Origin of the sequence: Pseudonocardia adelaidensis, assembly GCF_039543345.1 — a bacterium.
Lineage (GTDB): Bacteria > Actinomycetota > Actinomycetes > Mycobacteriales > Pseudonocardiaceae > Pseudonocardia > Pseudonocardia adelaidensis.
In genome coordinates, this window is sequence record NZ_BAABJO010000014.1 from 118,046 (window position 1) to 142,813 (window position 24,768).

Here is a 24,768-nt window from a genome sequence, read left to right on the forward strand (position 1 = left end):
CTCGACCGAGAATGGGCGACGTGGCTGCCCGAGAGATGTGCTGCGCCGGGCTGACCGGTCGGCGGGCGTCCTGGTGAGCGCGGGCGTGCTCCCGCACCCGCCGGGCCCGTCGTCGGCGATACCTCGGGGGCCGGCCGGGTTCGCGGGTCGACGCCGACGGCCGGCCACGACGATGGAGATCGCCGAGGGCGCGGCCTTGGGGGACCTGGCCGCCGCCATGTGCGTGCTCACGCGGCTGGTCCCGGCCGGGGACGCCGGCACCCTGCTGGCCGCATTCCCGTTGGCCGTCCTCGGCTACCGCCGTCGGGCGCGGGTTTGTGCGATCGCGGTGACGACGGCGTTCACGGTCGCCTTCCTCGGCGGCGGGATCCACTCGGCGACCACCGCGGTCGGGGCGGGCGCACTGGGTTCGTTGATCGGAATCGGACTGCGGAGGGGCTGGTCGGTTCCGAGGATCGTGGGAACAGGGGCGCTGGCGATCGGGGTGCCCGCCTCCGGGCTCGCGGTGGGGGTTCTCTCGGTATTCACCGACCTGCGGGTCCTGGCGTTGGCCCAGCTCACGAACGCCGGGGCCGGAGTCGTGCGGCTCGCGGAGGCCGCGGGCCTGCCTCGCCCGGTCCTCGATGTGGGGCAGGGGATCGTCTCGTTCGCCGTCACCCGGTGGTGGCTCCTACTGCCTGTGCTCATGACCGTCGCAGTGCTGGTCTGGGTCCTGCTGGCGACGATGGCGTTCCGGTCGCCGGTGCGCCGCGTCCAGCCACTGCTGCCCCGCACCACCGTGGGGGACCTCGACGCGCCGGCTACCCCGGGCACAGTGGTCGCGCCGCTGCCCCTACGGCTGGCGGGGGTCGGTGTTCGCTACGACGGCTCGGCGAGAACGGCCCTGGCCGGGGTCGACCTGACGCTGGAGAAGGGGCGCTTCCTCGTGGTCACCGGCCCGAACGGGTCGGGGAAGTCGACGCTGGGACGGGTTCTCGCTGGTCAGAGCCCCAGCGAGGGCAGCGTGGACCGGCCGGGATCGGCTGGGCTCGGCGCACCGGGAGGCACGGGTGTGATCTTCCAGCGCCCGGAGAGCCAGGTGCTGGGGGTCCGTGTCGTCGACGACCTGCTCTGGGGAACCGGCAACGCCGACACCGACGATCCCGACACCGACGATCCCGACACCGACGATCCCGACACCGACGATCCCGGCACCGACGTCGACGGACTGCTCGCGCGCGTCGGGCTCGACGGGTTCGCCGACCGGGAGACGTCCACATTGTCGGGCGGCGAGCTCCAGCGCCTCGCCGTGGCCGGCCTTCTCGCGCGCCGACCCTCGTTGGTGATCAGCGACGAGAGCACGGCCATGCTCGATCCCGCCGGTCGGGCCGATGTCCTGGAGCTGATGCACGGGCTGGTCCGCGACGACGGTGTCACGGTCGTGCACATCTCCCACACCGACGAGCCGGCCGCTGACCAGACCATCGATCTGGGCACCAGGCATTGCGGCGACGACCAGCTTCCACCGGCCAAGACCATCGGGGCAGCGTCGTGGCGATCCGTCGAGCACATCCGCGGAGCGCGCGTGGAGGTCCGCGGGGCCAATCTCGTCCACGATGCGGGCACCCCGTGGGAGCACCAGGTCCTGACCGGGGTGGATCTCGACATACCCGCCGGCCACACCGTGCTCGTCACCGGGCCCAACGGCGCTGGCAAGTCCACCCTCGCGTGGATGCTCGCCGGGTTGCTCGCGCCCACCGCCGGCACGGTCACCCTCGACGGCCGGCCCCTCCACAACGGGCGCGACGGCTCGTTGCTGGGCGTCCAACACCCGCGCCTGGCTATGCTGCGCGCCACCGCGTGCGACGACGTCCGCGACGCCGCGGGAACCGACGAGGAGACCGCGCACGCCGCCCTGCGCGCTGTCGGGCTGGATCCCGATCGCTTCTGCGACCGCCCGGTCCACGAACTCAGCGGGGGCGAGCAGCGCCGAGTCGTGCTCGCCGGCCTCCTCGCGGCGCACCCCCGGGTCCTGGTGCTCGACGAGCCGCTCGCCGGGCTGGACAAGGCCGCCAAGAACGTCGTGCGGGAGGCCCTGCACGCGCTCCGCGCCGCCGGCGTCACCCTGATCATCGTCACGCACGACACAGCGGCGCTCGCCGACCTCGCGGACATGACACTCACCATCGCCGATGGCAGGGTCGACGGTCGGCCGGCCGCCCCGCCCCTCGACGCCTCGCCCCCCGACAGGACAGCCCTCGACCGGGGCGCCACGCCTGCCCTCCCGAGCCAACCCACGTGGAGCCGACCCCGGCGGGTCCGGACCGTCATGCGCACGTTGCCGGGCTCCTCACCGGCTCACCAGCTCTGGGCGGGCACCAAGATCGGCGTGTTGCTGGCCATCGCCGTCGTCCTCGCCGTCGATCCCTCCTGGCCCACGCTCGCAGCGGCCGCTCTCGTCCTAGCGGCGTGGGCCGTCGCCGGCCGGGTGCCTCGCGGCGCCTGGCCGAAGCCGTCGCCGTGGCTGCTGCTCTGGTTCGGAAGCGTCGCACTCGTCGCGCTCGGCAACGAACCCCCGCTGGTCTCGGTGCTCGGGTTCACCATCAGCCTCGGCGGCCTGAACCAGGCGGCGCTGTTCCTCGGGATCGGTCTGATGTCGTTGATCGGCGTGACGATCCTGGTCTGGACTACCCCGATCAGCGCGATCCCGCCGCTGCTCCAACGTCTCACGCGGTGGGGCCGCCATCTCCGAATCCACCTGGCGCGGTCGTCGGCAGCGGTCGCCCTCGGCCTTCGCCTGGCACCAATGTTGCTCGACGACAGCCGCACGATCCTGCACCTGCTGGGGCAGCGACAGCGCAGCAGACCCGGCGATCGCGAGTCCTGGCGACAGCGCTTGGGCCAGTTCACCCACGGCGCGTTCATCGCCTGCGCCGCTGCCGTCCGGCGCGCCGCCGAGACCGGCGATGCTCTGACCGCACGCGGCGGCATCGGGACCATCGCCGGCCCGGACCAGTGTCCCGGTATCCACGACGGCCTCGCCGCTCTGTTCGCCGCGGGGATCCTCACCGTAGGGGTGCTGCTATGACACCAGCCCGGCGACCTCCCACTCCCGATCCGATCCGGTGACGGAAGAGCCGGGACATCGACGCGATGCTCGCGAGCGCGCTCGGCCGGGCCCCCGCCGCGGCAGGCACGATCGACATCGCGGCGGTCGCCGCCCGGGTCGTCGACGTCGTGTCCAGACACCGCGCCACCTGGACCGTCTACCACGTGCGGCGGGATGACGAGGCGCGATCCCACTCCCTGGCCATGATGACGACGCGCAGGCACGACTGACGCCACCGCGGGCGGCATCGCGGAGCGAGCGTGGCGCTGGTGCGCGCCGCCGCGTCGTGGCACGCGGGTGAACCCGCCGGCCCAGATCAAGTCCCTGCCGTATCGACCCAGACTACGTGGGACGGTACGGCCCCGTCCCGTCCGTTGTGCGCGTCGGCACGGCGTGGGCCGACCCCGCGCCGGACGCGGCGGCGATCGGTTGGTCACGCTCGACGTGAGAGGCGCTGCGGCCGTTCGCCACCTCACGTCCCCGGACTGAGGCCGACGGTGGCCCCGAGGTGCGCCCCACCGGAGGCGTCGATCACCTGGCCGGTCACCCAGCGCGCCGCCGGGGAGGCCAGGAAGGCGACCACGTCCGCGACGTCCTCCGGCTCCCCGACCCGCCGCAGGGCCGAGATGCCCTGGACGAAGGCCCGCACCTCCGGATGTGCGTCGAACCACGCGAGGTTCGCCTCGGTGGCGCTGGTTCCCGGCCTCGCCGCGTTCACGGTGATGCCCCGCTCTCCCAGTTCCTGCGCCAGCGTGACGGTGAACGTCTCGATCGCCCCCTTCGTCATGGCGTAGGCGAGCACGTCGGGCAGCGCGATCCGAGTGGAGACGGACGAGATGTTGACGATCCGGCCGCCGTCCCGGATCCGATCCGAGCCACGCTGCACCACGAAGAACGGCGCCTTGACGTTGACCGCGAACAGCGCGTCGAAGTCGTCCGGCTGCGCGGTGGCCAGGGTCGGCGTGGCCCCGCCGATGGCCGCGTTGTTCACCAGGATGTCGATGCCGGGCCGCGCGCCGCGCTCGGCCAGCCCCGCGTCCACGCCGGCCCAGAGCCCGTCGGCGTCACCGGCGGTGCCGAGCTGCGTCCCGACGGCGAAGGCGGCGCCGCCCGCACCGGTGATCCGGGCTACCACGTCCTGCGCAGCACGCTCGTTCGCGCCGTAGTGCACCATCACCAGTGATCCTTCCGCGGCGAGCCGGAGGGCGATCGCGCGCCCCAGGCCCCGGCTCGCGCCGGTGACGAGGCTGGTGGTGCCGTCGAGTGTTCCCATGCTTGATCCGCCCTGCTGTGCGCGCCGATGACCGGACCCACGATCCGGCTGTCCCCGTCCGCGGCGCGACCAACTGCGACACCGGCCGCCACGGTGACCTCCCCGAACGGGCTGACCGTGCGGATCGCCTACTTGTCGTGGCGGCTCGGCTGGCGCCGGAGTGGGCGCTCGCGGTGACGCTGGTGGGGCGATGCCGCTGCTTGAGCCGTGCAAGTCGTACACCTCCGTGGTGCTGGGCGCGCTGGTGCCGCTGGGTCGCGTTCCTGCGGTTGCTCCGCCGCGCCGGCACGCCGAACTGGACGCGCCTCGCGCGCAGGAGGCGGACGACCTGCGGCTCAACGACACCAGCCAGGCCAGGGACCACGGAATCGACCCGAACGACGTCGGGATCGCCGTCGCGGCTGGGCGGCGGGCGCCGGTTTCCGAAGGACCCGGGCTGACCCGCGAGGGACGTATGTGCCCGTGGCGCGCGGACGGGGGTGGCGGTACGGTGAACGAAACCGTTCCGTTCAGAACTGACGAGGTGATTGTGCCGGGTGACGAGGTCCTCCACGGGCGTGGGGAAGCGCGCGAGGAGGCGATCCTCCGCGCAACGCTGGAGTTGCTGGCCGAGGTCGGCTACGACCGCATGAGCATGGATTCGATCGCCGTCCGCGCCCGCGCCAGCAAGGCCACGATTTACCGCCGCTGGTCCGGGAAAGCCGAACTGGTCGTGACCGCGGTCGAGCGACGCACGGGCCGGCAGATGGCCGAACAGCCGGATCCTGGAGATCTGCGCCAGGACCTGCTGGGCACGCTGCGCGCCATGCGCGACGGACTGACCGAGCAGGACGCCGGCCTGCTGCTCGGTCTCATGACGGCGATGACCCACGACGAGGAGTTGGCGGACACCGTTCGAGCGCGGATGATCGACGACAAACGGCAGGCGTTTGACCCGGTGATCGACCGAGCGGTGACCAGGGGAGAGCTGCCTGCCGCGACCGGCCGCGAACTGCTCGCGGAGGTCGCGTCGGCGATGCTGTTCTCGCGTGCGTTCGTCACCGGACGGCCGCTCGACGACGCATTCCTGATCGAGCTCGTCGACCAGGTGCTGCTGCCGCTACTCCGTCACCGGGCAGGCGGGGTCTCATGATGACGACGGTCCTGCTGGCGCTCGCGGCCGGGTTCTGCGCCGGCAACGGGCTTCCCTATTACAACCTCGGCAGTACCGGAGGGCTCAATCCGACGCCGTTCGGGGAGTCCGCGGTGGTGAACGTGGTGGTGGGGTGGGTGATGTTCGTGGTCGCCGCGATCTGCTGGCAGTTCGCCGACGTGGCCGCCCACCCGATGCCGGGGTATGCCGCCGCGGCGGCGGGCGTGCTCGTGGTCGGTCTGATCCACGCCAGGAACTGGCGGAACAACCCCTGGCGCGGGCGACGCGGCCTGCTCCGCGGAGGAGGAGAAGCGAGTTGAGCGACGTATTGACGACGGTCCTGTTGGCCTTCGCCGCCGGGTTCTGCGCGGGCAACGGGCTTCCGTATTTCGTGGCGGGCAGCACCGGTGACGGCGGCAACCCCGGGCCGTTCGGCGAGTCCGCGGTGCTGAACGTGGTGGTGGGATCGGCGATGTTCGTCGTCGCCATGATCTGCTGGCAGTTCGCCGTCGTGCCAGCCGATCCGATGCCGGGGTATGCCGCCGCGGCGGCGGGTGTGCTCGTGGTCGGTCTGATCCACGCCCGGAACTGGCGGAACAACCCCTGGCCTTGGCGGAAGACCAAGGCTTCGCCCGAGGGGGATCAGCCCGCGTCGACGTGACAACCAGCGTGTCCTGGTCGGCGCCGATCCCGCCCTGCGCGAGTCGCTGGCCGGGCTCGGACCGGCCACCTCGATCCGCCGCTGCGCGCAGCTGCCCGAGCCCGCGCTGGAGGCCAGCGAGGTCGACCGGACGGTGGTGTTCACGCTGCGCACGTTGGCCGCCCGGATCGTGGCGCTCAAGGCCGAGGCCTACCAGCTGCACAAGCAGTTGCGCACTCTGCTCACCGCACACCCCCAAGCTGCTGCAGCGCCGCGGGGTCGGCCCGGACAGCGTCGCAGCGCTGCTCATCGCCGCCGGTGACGACCCCGAGCGACTGCGCGCCGAGGGTTCCTACGCGGCGCTCTGCGGAGCCAGCCCGGTCGAAGCATCGTCCGGGAAGACCCACCGGTTGCGGCTCAACCGCGGCGGCGACCGCCAGGCCAACGCCGCGCTCTACCGGATCACCCTGTCCCGGCTGCGCTGGGACCCTCGCACCCGACTACCTGCAACGACGCCTCGCCGATGGCAAGACCCGCCGCGAGGCCATCCGGTGCCTCAAGCGCTACATCGCCCGCGAGATCTACACCCTCATCAAGCCGCAGACCATCGTGCAGACCTGCACGGTGCACCTGCTGCGCGCGGCGATGAGGTTCGTCTCCTACCAAGACCGCAAGCGGGTGGCGGCCGCGCTGCGGCCGATCTACACCGCGCCCACCGACGAGGCCGCCCGGCTCGAGCTGGACGCCTTCGCCGGCGCGCCAGTTGGGCCGCCGCTACCCGGCGGCGGTGATGGCCTGGGAGAACGCGTGGGAGCGGATCATCGGAGTTCCTCGGGTTCCCGCCCGAGCTCCGCAGGATCATCTACACGACGAACGCGATCGAGTCGCTGAACTACCAGCTGCGGAAGATCATCAAGAACCGGGGGCGCTTTCCGAACGACGAGGCCGCGATCAAGCTGTCGTGGCTGGCGATCCGCGACATCGAGGACAAACGCGCCCGGGCGAAGGAGAAGGGCCTACCGGCCAACGAACGCAAGGCCCCGGGCCGGCTGGTCGAAGGCGCCGTGGTCCAGGGCTGGAAACAAGCCCTCGGCTCGCTCGCCCTGGCCTACCCCGAACGCATCAACCCCTACCTGACCTGACCGACTTCTAGATCGACTTACACAGACTTCTTGACAGGCCCGGGCCGCCGACGGTTGCGCCCCCACCGCAACCACCGACGACGACCTCACCCGCGTCGCCGGGCGCCGTCGGGCCATCGAGGACTGCGTCCAGTCCGCCAAGACCGAAGTCGGGCTCGACCACTACCGAGTCCGCCGCTACGACGCCTGGTACCGACACATCACCCTGGCCATGCTCACCCATACCTACCTCGCCGTGACCGCCGCGATCACCCCAAGAGCACTGGCAGCAGCCTCATCCCAGTCACACTGGGCGAGGTCAAAGATCTTCTGGCACACCTGATCACCACGCTCCCCGGACGCGTCGCGACCTGGACCTGGTCCCACTGGCGCCGCCGCCATCAATACCGCACCCAACAAGCCCACTACCAGCGGAGACAGGCACTGAACAACGAAGTGCGGCTGGAGTACCAGGACACCTCGACCGAGATCCGCGCCAACCGTCAGGCCACCTCGACCGCGCTCACGCACAGCACCCCGAACGGTTCACCCGCCGGCCCCGCCCGCCACGCCTGCCCGAGCAGGCATGGATCAACCAGCCGGTCCTACAGCCACCCTCGCCTCCGTGTGCGGTGTACGACGTTCAGGTTCTGGTTGACGGCGCGGGGCGCCGGCCGCGTCAGACCCGGGCCATCAGATCGATCAGCGGGTCGAGTCGCTCGAGCCTTGCCATACCGAGGACCGCGTCACACAGTTCGGTCGTGCGTGCGGGGCCGAGGTGCGGTTGAACGAGCGACTTCGCCTTGGCCACGACGTCGTCCTTCGACATGGGATGGCTCGGGAAGCCCTTCACGTGCTCGACGAACCGGGTGCGCGAGCTGCCGTCCTCGTGCACGATCGTGACCCGGGCGGACTCGACCCGTGGCATCGCGTTCTGCGCCGGGTCGGCACGCACCTCGACCTTCCGCATGAGCGCTCGGACCTCGGGGTCACCGGCCATGCGGGCCAGCGACTGGGCCGCCACGAAGTCGAGGCGCCCGTCGAGCAGGATGATCGAGGTCAGGTACGGGACGTTGAGCGCCGGCATCCCGGCCTCGGCGAATGCACGGCTGTTGTGGCTCGGCAGCTCGACGAGAACCCGTGCGACGTCGGGCACCTGCACGTCGGGCACCACGTCCAGCAGGGCCTGCACAGCGGGCTGGGTCGGTCCGCCGACCGGGAACTGCTTGAGGCCCACGAGGGGTAACTCGAACCGGGTGCCGAGGTCCCTCACGAGGTAGTCGTGGTCGGCGGACGCTGGGCCACCGGCCAGGTAGGTGGACCGCAGCCAACCCCGGTCGTGGTCGAAGCTGCCCGGCACGCCGGTGAAACCCGCCTCGACGAAGAGTGCCGACTGCAGCCCGGACCGGGCACCCATCCCCGCGAAGACCAGTGCCTTCTCGACGTGCTCGACGTCCAGCAACCACTGCCACGAACCCGAGGCCTGCTGGGCGGTCAGCGACAGCAGGTGCTCGACCTCGCCGGCCCTGTGGCCCAGAACCGACGCGGCGGCGACGGCGGCCCCGAAGATCGCGCCGATCCCGTGGTTGGCCACTCCGGTGCCGCGCATCGCCTCCGCGCCGATTGCCTTCGGCAGCCGGCACGCCACCTCGTACCCGGCGACGACGGCACGCAGCAGCCGGACCCCGTCGATCCGCTGCTCGCGCCCCAGGAGGAGCGCTGTGCTCACGACCGCGGGGCCGGGCTGGACATAGGACGAGGGGCAGAAGTCGTTGATCTCCGCGGCGTGCGCGGTCATCGCCGTGGCGAAGACCGCGTCGGTGAGCGACGCGGTCTGCGTGGCTCCGAGGATGGGGGTGGTGAGGGCACCCGAGTTCCGTGCGGCGTAGGCCCGCGCGACCCGGGCCGGCTCGAGGTCGTGGCAGGCGATGATGGCGGCGAGCGTGTCCAGCACGTGCAAAGTCGCCTTCTCGACGATGTCCTCCGGGAGTGCCCGGGTCGGGCTGGCGGCGACGTACTCCGCCAGCGTCGCGGTGATCTCCGGTGTGGTGGCCGGCGGTGGCGGAGCCGCCCCGATGGTGTCCATTGGTCTTCTCTTCCTCTTCATGGGCTCGTGAGCGGTGATTCGACCGACGGCCTAGTCGCCCGGGGCTGCGGCGTCGACGCTCGCCGGCTCGGCGGCACGCCGCCGCTTGCGCAGCGCGACCACGAGCAGCGCGACCAGCAGGGCGGCGATGACCGCGAGGATGACGCGCGACGGGGCCCGGTCGAGGAAGATGCCGAGGTCGCCCCCGGAGATGACCATCGTCTGGCGGAACGCGTGCTCGGCCTCTCCGCCGAGCACGAGCGCGATCACCAGTGCGGCCGCCGAGAAGCCGTAGATCCGCATGGCCAGTCCGAGCACGCCGAAGGCGAGCATGAGCCCGACCTCGAACAGGCTCCCGTGCACCACGTACGTCCCGAGGACGCACAGCAGGATCACGGCCGGGGCGATCACCGTGAGCGGCGTCCGGGCGATGTTGGCGAACAGGGGTATGCAGAAGACGTTGAGCAGGAGCAGCATCACGTTGCCGACGTACATGCTCGCGATCAGGCCCCAGGCGAACTCGGGGTTCTGCTCCATGAGGAGCGGCCCTGGCTGGAGCCCCCACATGAGGAAGCCGGTCAGCAGGACCGCGGTCGACCCGGAGCCCGGGATGCCCATCGTCAACAGCGGCACCAGTGCGCCGGTCGACGCACCGTTGTTGGCGGTCTCCGGCCCCACCAGGCCCGGCAGTGCCCCCTTCCCGAACGTCTCGGGCCGGCGCGACACCGCCTTCTCGACGCCGTACGACATGAACGACGCGAGCACGGCGCCCGCGCCCGGGATCGCACCGACGACGAAGCCGAGGATCGAGCCACGGGCGATGGGTCCCTGCGACTCGAGCACGTCGGTCCTGGTGGGCCAGAACGATCGGGAGCGGATCGTGAACCTGATGTGCTCGACCGGGCCGACGTGATCCCCCCGATACAGGGAGTGCAGCATCTCGCCCACGCCGAAGACCCCGATGACCACGATCACCAGATCGATGCCGCCGGTGAGGTCGGGCAGGCCGAAGGTGTACCGCTGCTGCCCTCCGAGGTCGACGCCGACCGTCCCGATCGCGAACCCGGCCAGCACCGAGATCAACCCGAGCAGCTTCCTGCGACCCAGCACCACCACGATCGTCAGCAGGCCCGTGATGATGATCAGGAAAATCTCGGCCGGTCCCAGGCGCGACGCCAGCGCGCTCAGCGGAGGCGCCGTCAGAACGATGAGGACGGTGCCGACCGTGCCCGCCACGAACGAGCCCGCGGCCGCCATGACGAGCGCCGGGCCGGCCCGCCCCAGCTTCGCCAGCGGATGACCGTCGAAGGTGGCGACCACCGAACCCGCATCGCCCGGCACGTTCACGAGCACCGAGGTGATGGTGCCGCCGTACATGGCGCCGTAGTAGACCGCGGCGAGCATGATGATGCCGGCGACCGGGTCGAGGTCCATCGTGATCGGCAGCAGGATGGCGATACCCGCCGACGGCCCGATGCCGGGCACCGCGCCCACCACCATGCCCATCAGCACACCCAGCGCGAGCAGGCCGATGTTCGTCGGCGTCACGCTGGTGAGGATGCCGTCCCAGAGCAGGGACAAGGTGTCCATCGTCGGCTCTGCACCTTTCGGTCTCGTCGGCCCGGCCCGCTCAGAAGCCGAGCAGGCCGACGGCCCAGGGGGCGTCGAGGAACACGGACATGAGGCCGTAGGCCCCGGCGACGAAGCCGATGGCCACCACGAGGTTGACCATGCGCCGTCCCCGGTCGAGGAACTCGAGGTTCACCAGGAGGAAGAGGAAGCCGGCCACGAGAGCGCCGAGAACCTCCAGCATCGCGACGAGCAGTACCGACGACGCCACTGCCACCAGCGTGGCCCGCCGCGCCCGCGGGCCGTGGTCATCCTGGTCGGGTTGCCCGCTCGTGCCGCCGGCATGCTGCCGGCGCAGCCCCTGCACCAGGGCGGTGGCCGAGGCGACGATGCCGGCGATGCCGATCAACCGGGGGAAGCTCCCGGACCCGATGTTGCCGCGGGCCGTGAGCCACTCGAGCTGGAACGCCTCGACGGTGTAGGCCGTGAACCCGACGAGCGCGACGACCAGCGCGACCGTCGGCGCCAGAACGACCCGCGCCGGCCGGGCTGCCGTCGACTCGAGCCGCCTGGTCACAGCGCCCCGTGCTCACGCATGATCCGCTCGAACTCGCCCGAGGTCTCCGCCAGGAACGCGCCGAAGTCGTCCCCGTAGCGGGCGTCGGCCGTGAGCCGGTTCTCCGCCAGGTAGACCGCCCAGGCCTCGGTCTCCACGACTATCTTGATCGTCTGCTCCCACCAGGCGACCACCTCGGCCGGAACGCCCGGCGGCAGGATCAGACCCCGCGGTGTCCCCGGAAGGCCGTGCAGGCCCGCGGCGTTCGCCGACGGCACGTCGGGAAGGTCGGCGAGAGGGTGCGGCCCGGTCCAGAGGATGGCCTCGAAGTTCCCTGCCTCGACCTGCCCGACGATGTCACCGGGGCTCGCGATGATCGCGTCGACCGAGTCCGAGAGCAGGCCGTTGATCAGCTCGCCGTCCTCGTTGAACGGGACGTAGTCGATCTCGTAGCCCGCCTGCTCGGCGAGGCTCACCTGCCGCACGAAATCTGCTCCGGTGGCGATCCCTCCCACCGTGACCGAGCCGTTCGCAGTGGCGTGGGTGACCCAGTCCTGCCAGGTGTCGAGGCCCTCACCGGACTTCGTCACGATGAGGGAGTCGTCCTGCGCGAGGAGCGCGACAGGGGTGAACGAGGCCGTCGTCCATCCCACCTCGCTCACCAGGGGCGTCGTGATGAACGACGACGACGTCGACGAGATCTGATAGGGATCTCCCGCCGCTGCCAGGAGGTCCTGGTAGGCCGTGGTGCCGCCCGCGGCACCCTGGCGGTTGGTCGGGTTGATCGTCTCCCCGTACAGGCCCTCGTCCTCGAGGATCCGCACCAGCGTGCGGACCATGATGTCATTACCACCACCTGGCCCACCCGGGATCGCGAACTCCAGGGTTTCGGCGGGGTAGCTCGCCGTCTCGAGGCCGTCCCTGCCGGCGCTCTGGCAGCCGGCGAGGATGCCGGCCACGCAGACCATCGCTCCGACCGACGTGACCTTGCTCCATCGCATGGCCGTCCTCCGTCTCCGACGGGCCGTCCTTGCACCGCCTGTTGACCCGGCCGCGGTGCACAATGGCGACGAAAACGCCCGTCTGTTGGGTACTGATCGTGGCAAGGGGCGGAAGATGGTGTCCAATACGGCCTCGGACTCACAGTGATAGGCGCACGCAATCGCTCCGGACGGCCGAGGGAATGGCGTGGCATCGAGCTACGGCACCTGACTGCCTTCCTCGCAGTCGCCGACGAGCTCAACTTCCACCGCGCGGCGGATAGGCTGCACATCGGCCAGCCGGGGCTCAGCCAACAGATCATGCATCTGGAGCGGGAGCTCGGGGTGAGGCTCTTCGACCGGTCCACGCGCAGCGTCCACCTCACGCAGGCTGGTGAAGCGTTCTACCACCCGGTCCAACGGGTCCTCCGCGAGCTCGCCCTGGCTTGCAGCGCAGCCGCCCGAGGCGGGGCGTCGGGCTCCGTGGCCATCGGCTTCACCCGGGCCAGCACCCCCGACATGATGCCGCGGCTCGTCCGGGCGGTGCAGGAGCAGGAGCCGGACCTGCGGTTGGACCTGCACGGATCGGTGCAGGCGACCGAGGGTCTCGCAGCTCTGCGCGCCGATGAGTTGGACGTCGCGTTCGTCAGGGACGCCCCTCGTGACTCCGAGATCAGCGCCCGGATCGTCCGTCTCGACCCGCTGTCGGCGATGGTGCCGGACACACACCCCCTCGCCGACCGCGATGAGATCGCCGTGGCAGACCTGGCAGCGGAGCCGTTCATCACGTTTCCCGCGATGCGCGGGTCGGCGGTGCGGGAGGCTCTGCTGAGGTCCTGTCAGGAGGCCGGCTTCCATCCCCGGATCGTCGAGGAGACAGGGGACGCCGACACCATGTGCGGGCTCGTCGCGGCAGGCATCGGCGTCACGCTGCTGACGACCGCGCCGTCCGCGAGGAGGTTCGCCGGCATCGCCGTCCGTCCGATCGCCGGCAACCCCATCGAGATCCCGTTGCTTCTCGCCTGGCGCACCGACACCACATCGAACGCCGTGCGGCGAGTGCTGTCGATCGCCGAGGAGGCGCTCCCGAGCCCCGCGGGGCGACGGGACGAGCCCACGTGATCGGAGGGACAAGGGGGCGACGGATCACTGGGGGTTTCGCGCGGTGTGCAGGGCCCGATCGGATGACGGAATTGTTCTCGGTTTCGACGTCCCGCACTCGTCCGCGTTCTCGCCGGCCCGGCCCGCACACTCGGCTCCGCTGCCCGCTCTGAGTGCATCAGCGACGCGCAATCCACGCAGGATGGCTCGAAAAGCCGTCAGCCTTGGGGGAACGTCGCACGAGAATCTACCGGCCACGCGGCACCATCCACTGGACGTAGACGCCGGGTCGGGTGCTCGGCCCTTTCACACGAACGTGTCCCGCGATGCCCAGCGCTCGGTCGTGCTGGTCAGCAGCGCGATCAGCGGCTCCTGGTGCGCGGTGACATCCTCGATCGCGGCGAGCACGACGGCGCCGATCACACGGCCGTGCCGGTCGCGGACGCGGCAGCCGATCGCACCCGTGGCGGACTCCGGGCTGCGCGGGTTGATCGCGATTCCGGTGGACCTGATGCTCGCGAGCTCGGCGAGGTAGTCGTCGACCAGGTCGCGCCGCGGATGCTCGTCCAGGTAGCGGTACAGCGACTCGTCATCCATTTCCGCCAGCAGCACCTTCCCGGCGGCGGTCTCGAGGAGCGGGCGCCGCCGCCGGGACTGGGCGACGTAGAGCAGCCGGGCGGAGTCACCGATGTGATCGACGTAGACGACGGACTCGCCGACCCGGATGCCGAACAGGACGCTGCACCGGGACTCCTCGGCCAGCGTGACCAGATCGCCGTGGGTGACGGTGCCCGCCGGGCCCCGGTTGGCACGCAGGGTGAGCACGTAGGGGCCCGGCCCCAGGGTGTAGCGCCGCTCGATCTCCTCGACGTAGCCGGTGGCCACCAGGCCGTTGACGAAGCCCAGGACCGACGACTTCGGCGCGTCGAGCGCACGGGTGAGTTCGGTGAGGGTCATCCCCTCCGGGCGCGAGCTGACCAGCTCGAGGATCTGCGTGATCCGGTCGACCGTGCGGTGATGGCGTGCGGGCACGTACTCACTCCCTGCTGCGGTCCTCGTCGTGGTGGCCGCGGTGGCCAGAGTCTGGCAAACGTTTCGCCGGCGGTGCCTTGCCGCTCACCCGGCAGGGGGCAGGAGCGAGACCGGGATGTCGACGTGCCGCGACCTGAGCCATTCGCCGAGCGCTTTGGCCTGCTTGTCGAACCGCAGCGTCTCGGTGGCGCCGCCGCCCAGCAGACCGCGGATCACGAAGTTCACCGCGCGCAGGTTCGGCAGCAGGTGGCGCTCCACGGGCAGTGCCGCCGTTTCGGGCAGGAGCAGGCGGAGCCGCTCGGTGGTCATCGTCGTCGTGAGCCACCCGTACGCCTCGTCGGACCCGACCCAGACCCCGACGTTGGCGTTTCCCCCCTTGTCGCCCGATCGGGCGCCGGCGATCGCGCCGAGCGGCACGCGCCGGGTCGCCCCAGCAGGGGGCGTCACCGCAGGCCCGGCCCGCGGACCGGTGTGCGGGGCCACGGTGGGCACCGTCCGCGACGGTGGGGGCACGGGTTCCCGGCGGCCATCGTGGTGGACGACGACGTGCTCCACCCGGGCCTGGGCGATCAAGGTGGGCCAGTACACGCCGTAGGAGCCGCCGAGTCCGGGCGCGCCGACGCCGTAGATGCCGGGATAGCTGGAGAGCGAGAGTTCGACCAGCCGCGAGGAAAAGGGCCGTCCCACCGATGCCCGCTCGCCGGTGGCGCTCACGACGAGCAGGCAGGATCCGGTGAACTGGTCGTCCGGATCGGCCACGGCCACCCCGATGCGCTGGAACCGCAGCTCTCCGACCCCGGGGTCGCGTTCCAGCCCTTCGCGTACGGCCCGCTCGACGAGGGCCGCCTTCGCGTCGACGTCGAGACCTGTCAGGACGAACGTCGCCGAGTTGCGCCACCCGCCGATGGCGCAGATCGAGACCTTGGTCGTCGCTGGTGGTGGTGACCCGCGAACGGCGGTGACGGCGACCCGGTCGGTGCCTGCGGTGGTCAGCCGCACCGTGTCCAGGTGAGCGACGACGTCGGGGTTCGCATACGCCGGCGCCCCGATCTCGTAGAGCAGCTGGGCCGTTACCGTGTCGACCCGGACGGTGCCCGGCGTCTCCGGATGCTTGGTGATCACCGAAGAGCCGTCGGCGTCGACCTCGGCGATCGGGAAGCCGGGGGCGACGAGGTCGGTGAGGCCGGTGAACCCGGAGAAGTTGCCTCCGGTGGTCTGCGCCCCGCACTCGATGACGTGACCGGCCACGACGGCACCGGCCAGCGAGTCGTGATCGTCGGGCGTCCAGCCCCACCACCACGCGGCCGGGCCGACGACCAGCGAGGCGTCGGCGACCCGCCCGGTGATCACGATGTCGGCGCCGCCACTCAGGGCGGCGGCGATGCCGAACCCGCCCAGGTACGCGTTCGCCGTGAGCGGGTCGTGTCCCCATGAGGACAACGGCCGGCCGGTGTCGAGGTGCGCGAACTCCCCATCGGAGGCGTGCGGTCCCGCGATCATCGCGTGGACGTCGTCGCCCTCCACCCACGAGACGCGCAACGCGACACCGTGCTGGGCGAGCAGGGCCCGAGTCGCCTCGGCGAGGCCGCGCGGGTTCAATCCGCCGGCGTTGACAACGACCTTGATCCGCCGCTCGGCGACCTCGCTCAGCACCGGCTCGAGCTGCCGAAGGAAGGTGGTGGCGTAGCCGGCGGACGGATCCTTCTCGCGTGCCTTCGCCAACACCAGCATCGTCACCTCGGCGAGGTAGTCACCGGTGACGACGTCGATCTCGCCGCCGCGGACCTGCTCGGCGAGCGCGCCGAGGCGGTCGCCGTAGAAGCCCGAGCAGTTGGCGATGCGGATCGGCCGGGATGGTGCGGTCACGCCGCGCCGCCGAGCACGTCACGGGCGATGATCAGGCGTTGGACCTCGCTGGGGCCTTCGCCGATCCGGCGGATCCGCATCTCGCGGTACCAGCGCTCGAGGGGGAGCTCCTTGGCGACGCCGAGACCACCGTGGATCTGCATGGAGCGGTCGACGACGCGGGAGGCCGCCTCGGTGGCGACGAGCTTGGCGACCGCGGCGTCGGTGCGTACGTCCTCCCCGCGGTCGGCGCGGTGCGCAGCCTGGAGGACCAGCAGCCGCGCGGTCCGGATGTCGATCTCGTTGTCGACGAGCATCCACTGGATGCCCTGCTGCTCAGCAAGCTTCTTCCCGAAGGTCTCGCGGATCTTGGCGTAGTCGACCGCCATCCGGTGGGCCGCGACGGCGACGCCGACGCAGCCGGCGGCGTAGGGGATCCGCTGCCGGACCAGCCGGGCGGCGGCCAGGGTGAAGCCCTCTCCCTCCGCGCCGAGCCGGTTGCGGTCGGGTACCCGCACATCGTCGAACGACAGCTCGGTGGCGGGGTGCGCGGAGCGCAGCGTGTGCACGATGCGGTCCACGGTGAAGCCGGGCGAGTCCGCGTCGACGATGAAGGAGGTGATCCCCTTGCGGCCGGGCGCCGTGCGCGCGACGACGATGCCGTAGTCGGCGCGGTCGGCGTTGGAGATCCACAGCTTGTGGCCGTTCAGGATCCAGTCATCGCCGTCCCGGACCGCGGTCGTCCTGATCGCGCGCGCCGGGTCGGAGCCACCGGAGGGCTCGCTGAGGGCGAAGAAGCCACTGCGCTCCCCGCGCAGCGTCGGGTACAGGTAGCGCTGCTTCTGGTACTCGGTCCCCTCGTAGAGGTGCGCCAGGCCGGCCCCGCCGAAGACGCCGTAGCACGGGGCGTAGAGGCCGGCGCGGTGCTGGCTCATCTCCATGGCGAGCAGCGCCATCGTGACGACGTCGAGGCCGGGCCCGCCGACCTCGGCGGGCGCGTCCCAGGCCCGCAGCCCCATCTGTTCGACCCGCTCGGCGAGCCGGCGCCGCTCGGGCGGTGGGAGGCTCTCCGCGTCCGGGTCGAGCTCGTCCTCGAGCGGGACGATCTCGGTCCGCACGAACTGGCGGACGGTATCGATGAGGAGCTGCTGCTCCTCGGTGGGCGTGAAGTCGATCATCGCGAGGTCGCTCCTCGTGGTCCGATGGGGCGCAGCCGGGCAGGGGGCTCTTCGGCGTTGCCGGGCGGCAGCGCGCCGTGCGCGGCCAGGTGCGCACCGAGCAGCTCCCGCCACCGGGACAGGTAGGACGTGGTCGACTCCGCCCGGAAGCGGGCGCCAGGCTCCTCGGCGACCCGTTCGCCGAGCACGCCGCGCAGCCCGAAGCGGCTGCGCGCGCCCGCGTACCCGATGTGGGTCACGGCGCCGCCCCGCTCGATCTCGAACACCCCGGTGGCTGGTGGGAGGGCCGCGGCGGCCGCGGCGTCGAGGTTCTGCCACCCGGCCCGGATCGCAAGGCCGCTCATCTCCCGTGCTCCGGATCCATGCGTTCCGGCTCCACGCGTTCCAATTCCACGGTGCCCTCCAGGCATCTCACGTCGTCCTGGTTGTGCTCGGTGAGCTCCGCCCGCACGTGGTCGTCGTCGGCCTCGACGACGGTGCCGCGGAAGCGGAGCGTGTCGCCCGGAGCCGCCGGGTGCCGGATCCGGTAGCCGAAAGCGGTCACTCTCCAGGCGGGGCCCAGGTACTCGGTCATGACCCGCAGGGCGAGTGCCGCGTGCAGGTGCGACTGGACCAGCACCCCGCGGTGGCCTTCAGCGGCGGCGTAGGCCGGGTCGTAGTGGATGCGGTGGCTGTTCCAGGTGACGGCGCTGTAGCGGAACAGCTGCAGAGCCGTGGGCACCACGACGAGCTCCGCGGGTTGTGCACCGGCGACCGGGCGATCGTCGCCCGCCCCGGTCACCGCCGGTCCTCCGGGAGCGGCCGGACCACGATGGTCCGCCGGTTCTCGGTGAGCACCTCACCGGCGGGGGTGCGGAACGTGTGGGCGAAGGTCACGAAAGCGGACGGCCCGCTGCGCCCGTGCCGGAGCGTCACCTCCGCCACCACCCGCTCCTCGACCAGGTCCGTCCCGGCCACGAGAGGGCGAAGCACACGCACGTCGTCACCCGCACCCATGATCCGCAGGCCGGGCACGGCGGTGCCGGCCGCGGTGCCGTCCGGGCCCAGCTCGGACTCGGGGGCCCCGGCCCCCCAGTCGACGACCGCGGTGATCATGTTCGGCGGCGCGACGACGTCCGCGAACCCGGCGGCGCGCGCCGCGTCGGCGTCGTAGTGGATCGGGTCGGTCGCGCCGATCGCCCGGGCGTAGCGAGCGATCATGCGCGCGTCCACGACGCCGATCGCGCTGTCGGCGCGTTCCCCCACGCGTGCGCGCATCGCGTCGCAGTACCGCCGCAGCAGCCCGCCCCCGACGTCCGTGCCGGCAGGGTCCCGGGCGGTCACGCGACCGCTCCCGCGCCCCGGAGGGCGGCGATCCGGTCCGCCGAGTAGCCGCACAGCTCGGCGAGGACCTCGTCGGTCGCGGTCCCCAGTGTCGGCGCGGCGGCGGGCTCCGGGCCGGGGGAGTCGCTCAGCCGCAGGGAGCAGCCCGGCACCGGGACGGCGCCGAGACGCGGGTGCTCGACCGTGCGGATCATGCCGCGCTCGACCAGGTGCGGATCCTCCGCGACCTCCGCGACACCCAGCACCGGCGCGCAGGGCACGCCGGACGCGTCCAGCGCCTTCACCGCGTCCCACCGCAGCTGCTGCGAGGTCCACGCGGATATCGCCGAATCGAGCGCTTCGACGTTCGTCCGCCGGGTGTGGCGGTCGGCGAACCGGGGGTCGTCGATCAGCTCCGGGCGCCCGATGACCGACAGGACACCCGCGAGGTGGCGCTCGTGCAGCGAGATGATGGCGAGCCAGCCGTCGGCGGCGGGGTAGACGTTGTACGGGGCGATGGCGAGGCCGCTGTGCCGGTTCCCGGTCCGCTCCGGCGGGCGGTTGTCCGGGTCGTTGAAGAGCCCTCCCAGCGCGGAGGCGAGTGTCGGGTAGACGGTGTCGTGCATCGAGACCTCGACGAGCTGACCGCGCCCGGTGACCGTGCGCTGCAACAGCGCGGTGACGGCGGCCGCGTAGAGGTGGATCCCGCCGAGGAAGTCGATGAACGCGGGACCGGTCTTGACCGGCGGCCCGTCGGGGAACCCGGTCGACGCGATCACTCCCGCCATCGCCTGCACCGTGATGTCCATCGCGGCCATCCCCGCATAAGGGCCCGTGCTGCCGTAGCCCTTCCCGCTGGCGTAGACCAGCCGCGGGTTGCGGCGGCACAGCTCCTCCGGCGCGAACCCGAGCCGGTCCATCGTGCCCGGGGCGAAGTTCTCGATCACGACGTCGACCCCGTCGACGAGGTCGAGCAGCACCTCCCGCCCCCGCGGATGCGTGATGTCGACGGTCACGGACCGCTTGTTGGAGTTCAACATGACGAACTCGTGGGTCTCGGTGCCGGCCGTCGAGCGGAACCGCAGCCGCTCGCCGCCGATCGGCTCCAGCTTGATCACGTCGGCGCCGAGCTGCGCGAAGAGCAGCCCGCAGTACGGCCCGTTGTAGATCTGGCCGAGTTCGAGAACGGTCAGGCCGGCCAGAGCGTCCGTCACTTGGCACCTCTCGCAGTGATCGCGGTGGTGCCGCGTGGCGGCCTGTCCGGAGCCGCTTGCGCAGATCTCGCCATCGAGGATCCTGTTCGTATATACGACTGACTATGCGGATGTACGAACAGAACACCTGCTCTTCGACGTCGTGTCAAGCCGCCCGAGCCAACAGGGGGCGCGTTGACAGCCTCAGAGGGCCTGGCTACAGTCCGTTCGCATCTGCGACACAGCGGTCGTATATACGCACAGGAGCTGTGGATGTCAACGCTGACCCGCACGACCTTCCCCGTCCGGACCAGGAAGCGGACGCTGCGCGCCGCCGTCGCCGGCCTGGTCGCACTCGGCACGGTGACCGCCTGCGGCGGTGCCGGCGAGCCCGCGGACCCCGCGGACTTCGACCAGCTCGAGACGATCATCGTGCAGAGCGCGGGCGGCGGCACCGACGTGCTCGCCCGCACGATCCTCGACCGGTTCGTCCGCCCCCAGACCGACGCCACCCTCGTGACGCGCAACGACGAGGGCGACGCCGGCCTGCTCGGGCTCAGCACGGTCGAACGGTCCGACCCCGACGAGGCCGTGATCGGTTTCGTCAACACGACGACCCTCTACGCGCAGTACGCGCGCGGCGAGGACGCCGCCGTCGACATGCGCGAGATGACACCGATCGCGGGCTACGGCCGGCTGCCCGCGGTCCTCGTCGTGAACCCGGCCCTCGGGGTGCACACGATCGAGGACCTCGCCGCGCTCTACCAGGCCCAGCAGCTCCCCATCGGTGGCGCCAGTCCGGGCGGCAGCTCCGAGCTGTCGGCGCACCGGATGAAGGCCGACTACGGGCTCAGCTGGACGGAGTACGTCGCCTACGACGGCAGTGCGGACCTGCTCGCCGCGATCGCGCGCGGCGAGGTGCCGGCGGGCGCGGTCTCCGACACCTCTGCCGCGGACGCCCTCGCGGCGGGGACGGCCGTCCCGATCCTCACCCTCGGGAGCGAGCGCTCGAAGGAGGTACCCGAGGTGCCGTCGGCGGTCGAGACGGGCCTGCCCGCGACCGGCTCCGGCGAGAACCACCGGCTCATCGTCGCCTCGTCCCGGCTCGACCCCGCGCTGCGCGACCGGCTCGTCGAGATCTTCGAGAAGGCGCTCACGAGCCCAGAGGCGGCGGCGTGGGCCGCGGAGAACGCCGTCGCCCTCGACTACTCGCCGCCGGCGGACGTCGACCGCCTCATCGACCAGATGTTCGCCGACATCGACTCCATCCCGGGAGCCGCCGAGATCCTGCAGGGCTCGTGACGGGAGCACGCGGATGACGGAGTCCCCCACCGCCCGGATCGCCGAGTACGCGGCGGGCACCGCGTACGACCGGCTGCCCCACGAGGTCGTGGACCGGGCGAAGATCATCGTCTTCGACGAGCTCGCGTGCGCCGTACTCGGGCGGGAGCTCGATCCCGGTGTGCTCGTCGCCGCCTACGTCGCACGGTCCGGAGGTGCGCCGGAGTCCACGGTGCTCGGCACGGCCGACCGGCTGCCCGCGCCGCTCGCCGCGTTGGCCAACGGCACGGCGGGGCACGCCGACGAGTTCGACGGCGTCCACGTGACGGGCGGGCACCCGGGCGCCGTGATCGTCCCCGCTGCGTTCGCGACCGCGGAGCGCTTGCGCCGCGGCGGCGCGGAGCTGATCAACGCGGTCGTGCTCGGCTACGACGTGGGCACCCGCCTCGTCGACGCGGTCGGCGGAGCCGGTCGGATCGCGTCGGTCCACCACCTGCACTCGGACTTCCTGCACGCCTACGGCGCGGCGTCGGCCGCCGCCAGGCTCCTGGGGCTGGACGCCGGGCGGCACCGGCACGCCGCGGCGCTCACGGCGGGGCACGCGATCGGGCTGCGGGCGCTGTTCGGGGAGGACCGCCACATCAGCAAGGCCCTCGCCAACGGGCAGGCGGCCGCCGCCGGCGTGACCGGCGCGTTCATGGCCGAGGCCGGGCTGGAGGGCAACGACAGCGTCCTCGAGGCTCCCGGCGGCGTGCTCGACGCGTGGGCGGACCCGGCACGGCGCGATCGCGTCACCCGCGGTCTGGGCGACGACCACGCCGTCCTGGGCGCGCACGTCAAGTTCTACTCGGCCGGCTACCCGATCCACGCCCCCGTCGAGGCGGCCCTGCGCATCGTCGCCGACACCGGGATCGCCACGGCCGACATCGACGCGGTCGTGGTCCACCTGCCCGCGCGCACCGCCGACATCGTCGACGGCAGGCGGATGCCGACGATCAACCTGCAGCACATGCTCGGCGTCGCCCTCGTGGCGGGCGGGCTCGGCTTCGAGGACGCCCACTCCGAGCCGCTGCGTCGCGATCCGCGGGTGGCGGCGCTGGCCGCCCGGGTGTCGATCGAACGCCACCCCGGGATCGACGAGGCACCGCCGTACGCTCGCGGCGCCACCGTCGACGTGGTCACCGGGGACGGGTCCCGGCACAGCGTGCGGATCGAACACCCCCGCGGGCACGCCCACCGCGGCCCCGTCACCTGGGACGACCTGGACGGCAAATGGCGTGAGCTGCTCGGCTCCCGCATCGGACCCGGCCGGTACGCCGAGGCACTGACCGCGGCGAAGGACCTCGAACGCGTCGACGACGTGTCGGTGCTCGCCTCCCTCCTCACGCGACGGGACCAGCCATGACCGCAGTGCACGACACCACGCACGACACCCCCGCGGCGGGCGCGTTCGCGCAGGCCCCGGCGCTCGAACGCGCGCTGGTCGACCACATCGCCGGCACCGGGTTCGCGGACCTGCCGGACGCCGCGGTCGAGGCGGCGCGCAGCGCGCTCCTGTGGTTCCTCGCCACCGCTGTCGCCGGCTCGGGCGCGCCGGGATCGGACGCCATCGCCGCCTACGCCGCGGATCTCGGCGGCAGCGGCGACGCCCCGATCCTCGGCACCGGGACGACGACCTCACCGGAGGCTGCGGCGTTCGCCAACGCTGCGTTCGCGAAGGCCCACGAGTGGGAGGACAAGTACTGGCTCAGCCCGGGCGGCGGCTACGCGATGGGGTACGCCGTCGTCGCGGCCGCGCTCGGCGCCGCCGAGCGGGCGGCCGGCGCCGACGGGCGGACGCTGCTCACCGCCGTCGCGCTCGCCACCGACGTCCAGGCGCGCATGCTCGAGGCAGCCGTCGTGGCGGACCCGCTCACCCTGAGCCCCACCCGCACACCGTGGAACCCCACCTACCTGTTCTCGAACTACGGGGCCGCGGTCGCCGCCGGGAAGGTCGCCGGTCTGGACCGCGACCAGCTCGTCAACGCGCTCGGGCTCACCCACGCGCAGGCGTGCGGCAACTTCCAGGGGCAGATGGAGGGGGTGCTGGGCATCCGCCTGCAGGCCGGCTTCGTCGTGCGCAACGGGCTGACCGCGGTCGGGCTCGCGCAGCGCGGGATCGACGGCGCCCGCCAGTTCATCAGCGGGAAGCACGGCTTCTACGACCTGCACTTCCCCGGTGCGCAGGTGGACCTCGACCGGCTGGTCCGCGACCTGGGCCGGGAGCTCCTCGGTGCCCGCCTCGGGTTCAAGGCGTACCCCTGCGGTGTCGTCGCCCATCCCGTCCTCGACGCCGCCCGGGCGGTGCGCGACGCGGTCGACCTCACGCGGGTCGCGCGGATCCGGGTGTACGGGACCCGGTCCCTGCACATCATGTCGGAGCCGATCGACGCGAAGCGCGACCCCGTGAGCCCGATCCAGGCCCAGTTCAGCCTGCCCTGGGTCGTCGCATGCGTCCTGCGCGACGGAGACCTGCGGCTCGACCATCTCCGGCCTGAGGCGCTCAATGGGGAAGACCTGCGCCGCCTCGCCCAGCACGTCGAGGTGGTCATGGAGGCCGACCGCAGCGGCGTCGTCCTCGAGGTCGTCGACTCCGCCGGACGCACCACCACGTCGGACGAGGTGACCGCGGGCAAGGGGCACCCCGACAACCCCCTCACCCGCGAGGACATGATCGCCGTCTACCACCAGGGGCTGCGCCACGCCGCCCGGCCGATACCCGCCGACATGGCCGCGGCTGCGCTCGCGATGGTGCTGGACGCCGACTCGGTCGACGACGTCCGCGAGCTGGCCCGGCGGCTCGGGTGAGTGACGACGGGCGCCCCGGGGCGCCGCCGACGCCCCGCTCCGGCGACCCGGTCGAGCCCGGGACCGGCGCAGCGGTCGGGGCATCCGAGCGGGAACCGGGCGACCTCGCGCGCCTCCTGCTCGTGCTGGGTCTTGTGGGGCTGGCCGTGGTGGCGGCGCTCGCGGCGCGCGACATCTCCGGGCGGTCGGCGACATGGCCGTGGCTGCTGGTCGTGACCCTGCTCGTGCTGACGCTCTGGGAAGCCGCTGTCCAGGCCCGGCGGGTGCTCGTCTCCCGCCGGGCCGGACGGCCGGACGGGGCTTCCGCCGGCCGTGCACCCGGGACGGCCGCGCGCCGGCGCGCCTTCTACGCCGCGTGGCTACTCGGGCTCGCCGTCACGGCGCTGACCGCGGGTTTCGGCTGGGCGACGCTGGTCTTCCTGCCCGTCTACCAGTGGGCCGCCGGCAGCCGCAGCATCGTCCGGATCGGCCTGGTCACGGCGGGAGTGGTGGTGGCCTTCCACCTCCTGTTCGCCGAGCTGGCCGGCATCCCGATCTGGTGACC

Annotated in this window: 23 protein-coding genes and 3 pseudogenes; 14 read left to right on the plus strand and 12 right to left on the minus strand. The window is 72.0% G+C overall.

Annotation, left to right across the window (positions count from 1 at the left end; genetic code table 11):
* Nucleotides 1-37 precede the first annotated feature (37 nt).
* Both ABEA81_RS20185 and ABEA81_RS20190 read left to right on the plus strand, forming a co-directional pair.
* Nucleotides 38-3,067, plus strand: a complete 3,030-nt coding sequence (locus ABEA81_RS20185; RefSeq protein ID WP_345606769.1) for a DUF2232 domain-containing protein — start codon at nucleotides 38-40, stop codon at nucleotides 3,065-3,067.
* Between the two features lie 65 nt (nucleotides 3,068-3,132).
* Entirely contained in the window at nucleotides 3,133-3,318 is a 186-nt protein-coding gene (locus ABEA81_RS20190) for a hypothetical protein (RefSeq protein WP_345606770.1), read from the plus strand.
* 242 nt (nucleotides 3,319-3,560) lie between these two features.
* Here the strand turns inward: ABEA81_RS20190 and ABEA81_RS20195 are convergent, their stop codons facing one another.
* A complete protein-coding gene (locus tag ABEA81_RS20195; RefSeq protein ID WP_345606771.1) occupies nucleotides 3,561-4,361 on the minus strand; it encodes an SDR family oxidoreductase in 801 nt (266 codons plus the stop codon).
* Nucleotides 4,362-4,551: 190 nt separating this feature from the next.
* On the opposite strand from ABEA81_RS20195, the gene ABEA81_RS20200 reads away from it, so the two are divergent.
* The 7 genes and pseudogenes from ABEA81_RS20200 to ABEA81_RS20230 form a co-directional block, all read left to right on the plus strand.
* Nucleotides 4,552-5,493, plus strand: coding sequence for a TetR/AcrR family transcriptional regulator (locus ABEA81_RS20200; protein ID WP_345606772.1), 942 nt, complete (start codon nucleotides 4,552-4,554; stop codon nucleotides 5,491-5,493).
* On the plus strand, nucleotides 5,490-5,813 hold the full coding sequence (locus ABEA81_RS20205; RefSeq protein ID WP_345606773.1) for a hypothetical protein: 324 nt from the start codon (nucleotides 5,490-5,492) through the stop codon (nucleotides 5,811-5,813). Before ABEA81_RS20200 ends, ABEA81_RS20205 begins: the two co-directional genes overlap by 4 nt.
* Before the next feature lie 8 nt (nucleotides 5,814-5,821).
* Nucleotides 5,822-6,154: a hypothetical protein gene (locus tag ABEA81_RS20210; RefSeq protein WP_345606774.1), complete on the plus strand. Its 333-nt coding sequence runs from the start codon at nucleotides 5,822-5,824 to the stop codon at nucleotides 6,152-6,154.
* 133 nt (nucleotides 6,155-6,287) lie between these two features.
* Nucleotides 6,288-6,455 carry a hypothetical protein gene (locus tag ABEA81_RS20215; protein ID WP_345606840.1) on the plus strand — a complete coding sequence of 56 codons (168 nt, stop codon included), beginning with the start codon at nucleotides 6,288-6,290 and terminating at the stop codon, nucleotides 6,453-6,455.
* Nucleotides 6,430-6,727 (plus strand): annotated as a pseudogene (locus tag ABEA81_RS20220) (transposase); the annotation flags it as partial. The gene ABEA81_RS20215 and the pseudogene ABEA81_RS20220, both read left to right, overlap by 26 nt.
* A 3-nt stretch (nucleotides 6,728-6,730) precedes the next feature.
* Nucleotides 6,731-7,275: pseudogene (locus ABEA81_RS20225) on the plus strand (transposase); the annotation flags it as partial.
* Nucleotides 7,276-7,330: 55 nt separating this feature from the next.
* A pseudogene (locus tag ABEA81_RS20230) lies at nucleotides 7,331-7,597 on the plus strand (IS701 family transposase); the annotation flags it as partial.
* A gap of 336 nt (nucleotides 7,598-7,933) precedes the next feature.
* On the opposite strand, the gene ABEA81_RS20235 reads toward ABEA81_RS20230, so the two are convergent.
* From ABEA81_RS20235 to ABEA81_RS20250, 4 genes are read right to left on the minus strand one after another with little or no spacing between them, the layout of a single operon-like run.
* Nucleotides 7,934-9,340: an MmgE/PrpD family protein gene (locus tag ABEA81_RS20235; protein ID WP_345606775.1), complete on the minus strand. Its 1,407-nt coding sequence runs from the start codon at nucleotides 9,338-9,340 to the stop codon at nucleotides 7,934-7,936.
* 51 nt (nucleotides 9,341-9,391) lie between these two features.
* Complete coding sequence (locus ABEA81_RS20240) at nucleotides 9,392-10,930, minus strand: tripartite tricarboxylate transporter permease (protein WP_345606776.1); 1,539 nt, start codon at nucleotides 10,928-10,930, stop codon at nucleotides 9,392-9,394.
* Nucleotides 10,931-10,970: 40 nt separating this feature from the next.
* Complete coding sequence (locus ABEA81_RS20245; protein WP_345606777.1) at nucleotides 10,971-11,486, minus strand: tripartite tricarboxylate transporter TctB family protein; 516 nt, start codon at nucleotides 11,484-11,486, stop codon at nucleotides 10,971-10,973.
* Nucleotides 11,483-12,466: a Bug family tripartite tricarboxylate transporter substrate binding protein gene (locus ABEA81_RS20250; protein ID WP_345606778.1), complete on the minus strand. Its 984-nt coding sequence runs from the start codon at nucleotides 12,464-12,466 to the stop codon at nucleotides 11,483-11,485. Before ABEA81_RS20250 ends, ABEA81_RS20245 begins: the two co-directional genes overlap by 4 nt.
* Nucleotides 12,467-12,610: 144 nt before the next feature.
* Between ABEA81_RS20250 and ABEA81_RS20255 the strand changes: the two genes are divergently transcribed.
* Nucleotides 12,611-13,567 (plus strand): LysR family transcriptional regulator, encoded by a 957-nt coding sequence (locus tag ABEA81_RS20255; protein ID WP_345606780.1) that lies wholly within the window; start codon nucleotides 12,611-12,613, stop codon nucleotides 13,565-13,567.
* Between the two features lie 285 nt (nucleotides 13,568-13,852).
* On the opposite strand, the gene ABEA81_RS20260 is transcribed toward ABEA81_RS20255, so the two are convergent.
* The 7 genes from ABEA81_RS20260 to ABEA81_RS20290 all read right to left on the minus strand — a co-directional run bounded on the left by ABEA81_RS20260 (nucleotide 13,853) and on the right by ABEA81_RS20290 (nucleotide 20,117).
* Nucleotides 13,853-14,578 carry an IclR family transcriptional regulator gene (locus tag ABEA81_RS20260; RefSeq protein ID WP_345606781.1) on the minus strand — a complete coding sequence of 242 codons (726 nt, stop codon included), beginning with the start codon at nucleotides 14,576-14,578 and terminating at the stop codon, nucleotides 13,853-13,855.
* Nucleotides 14,579-14,662: 84 nt separating this feature from the next.
* Complete coding sequence (locus ABEA81_RS20265) at nucleotides 14,663-16,444, minus strand: acyclic terpene utilization AtuA family protein (RefSeq protein WP_345606782.1); 1,782 nt, start codon at nucleotides 16,442-16,444, stop codon at nucleotides 14,663-14,665.
* Nucleotides 16,441-17,601, minus strand: a complete 1,161-nt coding sequence (locus tag ABEA81_RS20270) for an acyl-CoA dehydrogenase family protein (RefSeq protein WP_345606783.1) — start codon at nucleotides 17,599-17,601, stop codon at nucleotides 16,441-16,443. Before ABEA81_RS20270 ends, ABEA81_RS20265 begins: the two co-directional genes overlap by 4 nt.
* Nucleotides 17,598-17,945, minus strand: coding sequence for a DUF7508 domain-containing protein (locus ABEA81_RS20275; RefSeq protein WP_345606784.1), 348 nt, complete (start codon nucleotides 17,943-17,945; stop codon nucleotides 17,598-17,600). Before ABEA81_RS20275 ends, ABEA81_RS20270 begins: the two co-directional genes overlap by 4 nt.
* Nucleotides 17,942-18,382 carry a MaoC/PaaZ C-terminal domain-containing protein gene (locus ABEA81_RS20280; protein ID WP_345606785.1) on the minus strand — a complete coding sequence of 147 codons (441 nt, stop codon included), beginning with the start codon at nucleotides 18,380-18,382 and terminating at the stop codon, nucleotides 17,942-17,944. The genes ABEA81_RS20275 and ABEA81_RS20280 overlap by 4 nt, the downstream gene beginning before the upstream one ends.
* Nucleotides 18,379-18,924 (minus strand): FAS1-like dehydratase domain-containing protein, encoded by a 546-nt coding sequence (locus tag ABEA81_RS20285; RefSeq protein ID WP_345606786.1) that lies wholly within the window; start codon nucleotides 18,922-18,924, stop codon nucleotides 18,379-18,381. Before ABEA81_RS20285 ends, ABEA81_RS20280 begins: the two co-directional genes overlap by 4 nt.
* Nucleotides 18,921-20,117 carry a CaiB/BaiF CoA transferase family protein gene (locus ABEA81_RS20290; protein WP_345606788.1) on the minus strand — a complete coding sequence of 399 codons (1,197 nt, stop codon included), beginning with the start codon at nucleotides 20,115-20,117 and terminating at the stop codon, nucleotides 18,921-18,923. The genes ABEA81_RS20285 and ABEA81_RS20290 overlap by 4 nt, the downstream gene beginning before the upstream one ends.
* 252 nt (nucleotides 20,118-20,369) lie before the next feature.
* Between ABEA81_RS20290 and ABEA81_RS20295 the strand changes: the two genes are divergently transcribed.
* From ABEA81_RS20295 to ABEA81_RS20310, 4 genes are read left to right on the plus strand one after another with little or no spacing between them, the layout of a single operon-like run.
* Entirely contained in the window at nucleotides 20,370-21,398 is a 1,029-nt protein-coding gene (locus ABEA81_RS20295; RefSeq protein ID WP_345606789.1) for a Bug family tripartite tricarboxylate transporter substrate binding protein, read from the plus strand.
* Between the two features lie 13 nt (nucleotides 21,399-21,411).
* Nucleotides 21,412-22,782 (plus strand): MmgE/PrpD family protein, encoded by a 1,371-nt coding sequence (locus tag ABEA81_RS20300; RefSeq protein WP_345606790.1) that lies wholly within the window; start codon nucleotides 21,412-21,414, stop codon nucleotides 22,780-22,782.
* Nucleotides 22,779-24,224, plus strand: coding sequence for an MmgE/PrpD family protein (locus ABEA81_RS20305; RefSeq protein WP_345606791.1), 1,446 nt, complete (start codon nucleotides 22,779-22,781; stop codon nucleotides 24,222-24,224). The genes ABEA81_RS20300 and ABEA81_RS20305 overlap by 4 nt, the downstream gene beginning before the upstream one ends.
* Complete coding sequence (locus tag ABEA81_RS20310) at nucleotides 24,221-24,766, plus strand: hypothetical protein (RefSeq protein WP_345606792.1); 546 nt, start codon at nucleotides 24,221-24,223, stop codon at nucleotides 24,764-24,766. The genes ABEA81_RS20305 and ABEA81_RS20310 overlap by 4 nt, the downstream gene beginning before the upstream one ends.
* Nucleotides 24,767-24,768: the final 2 nt, after the last annotated feature.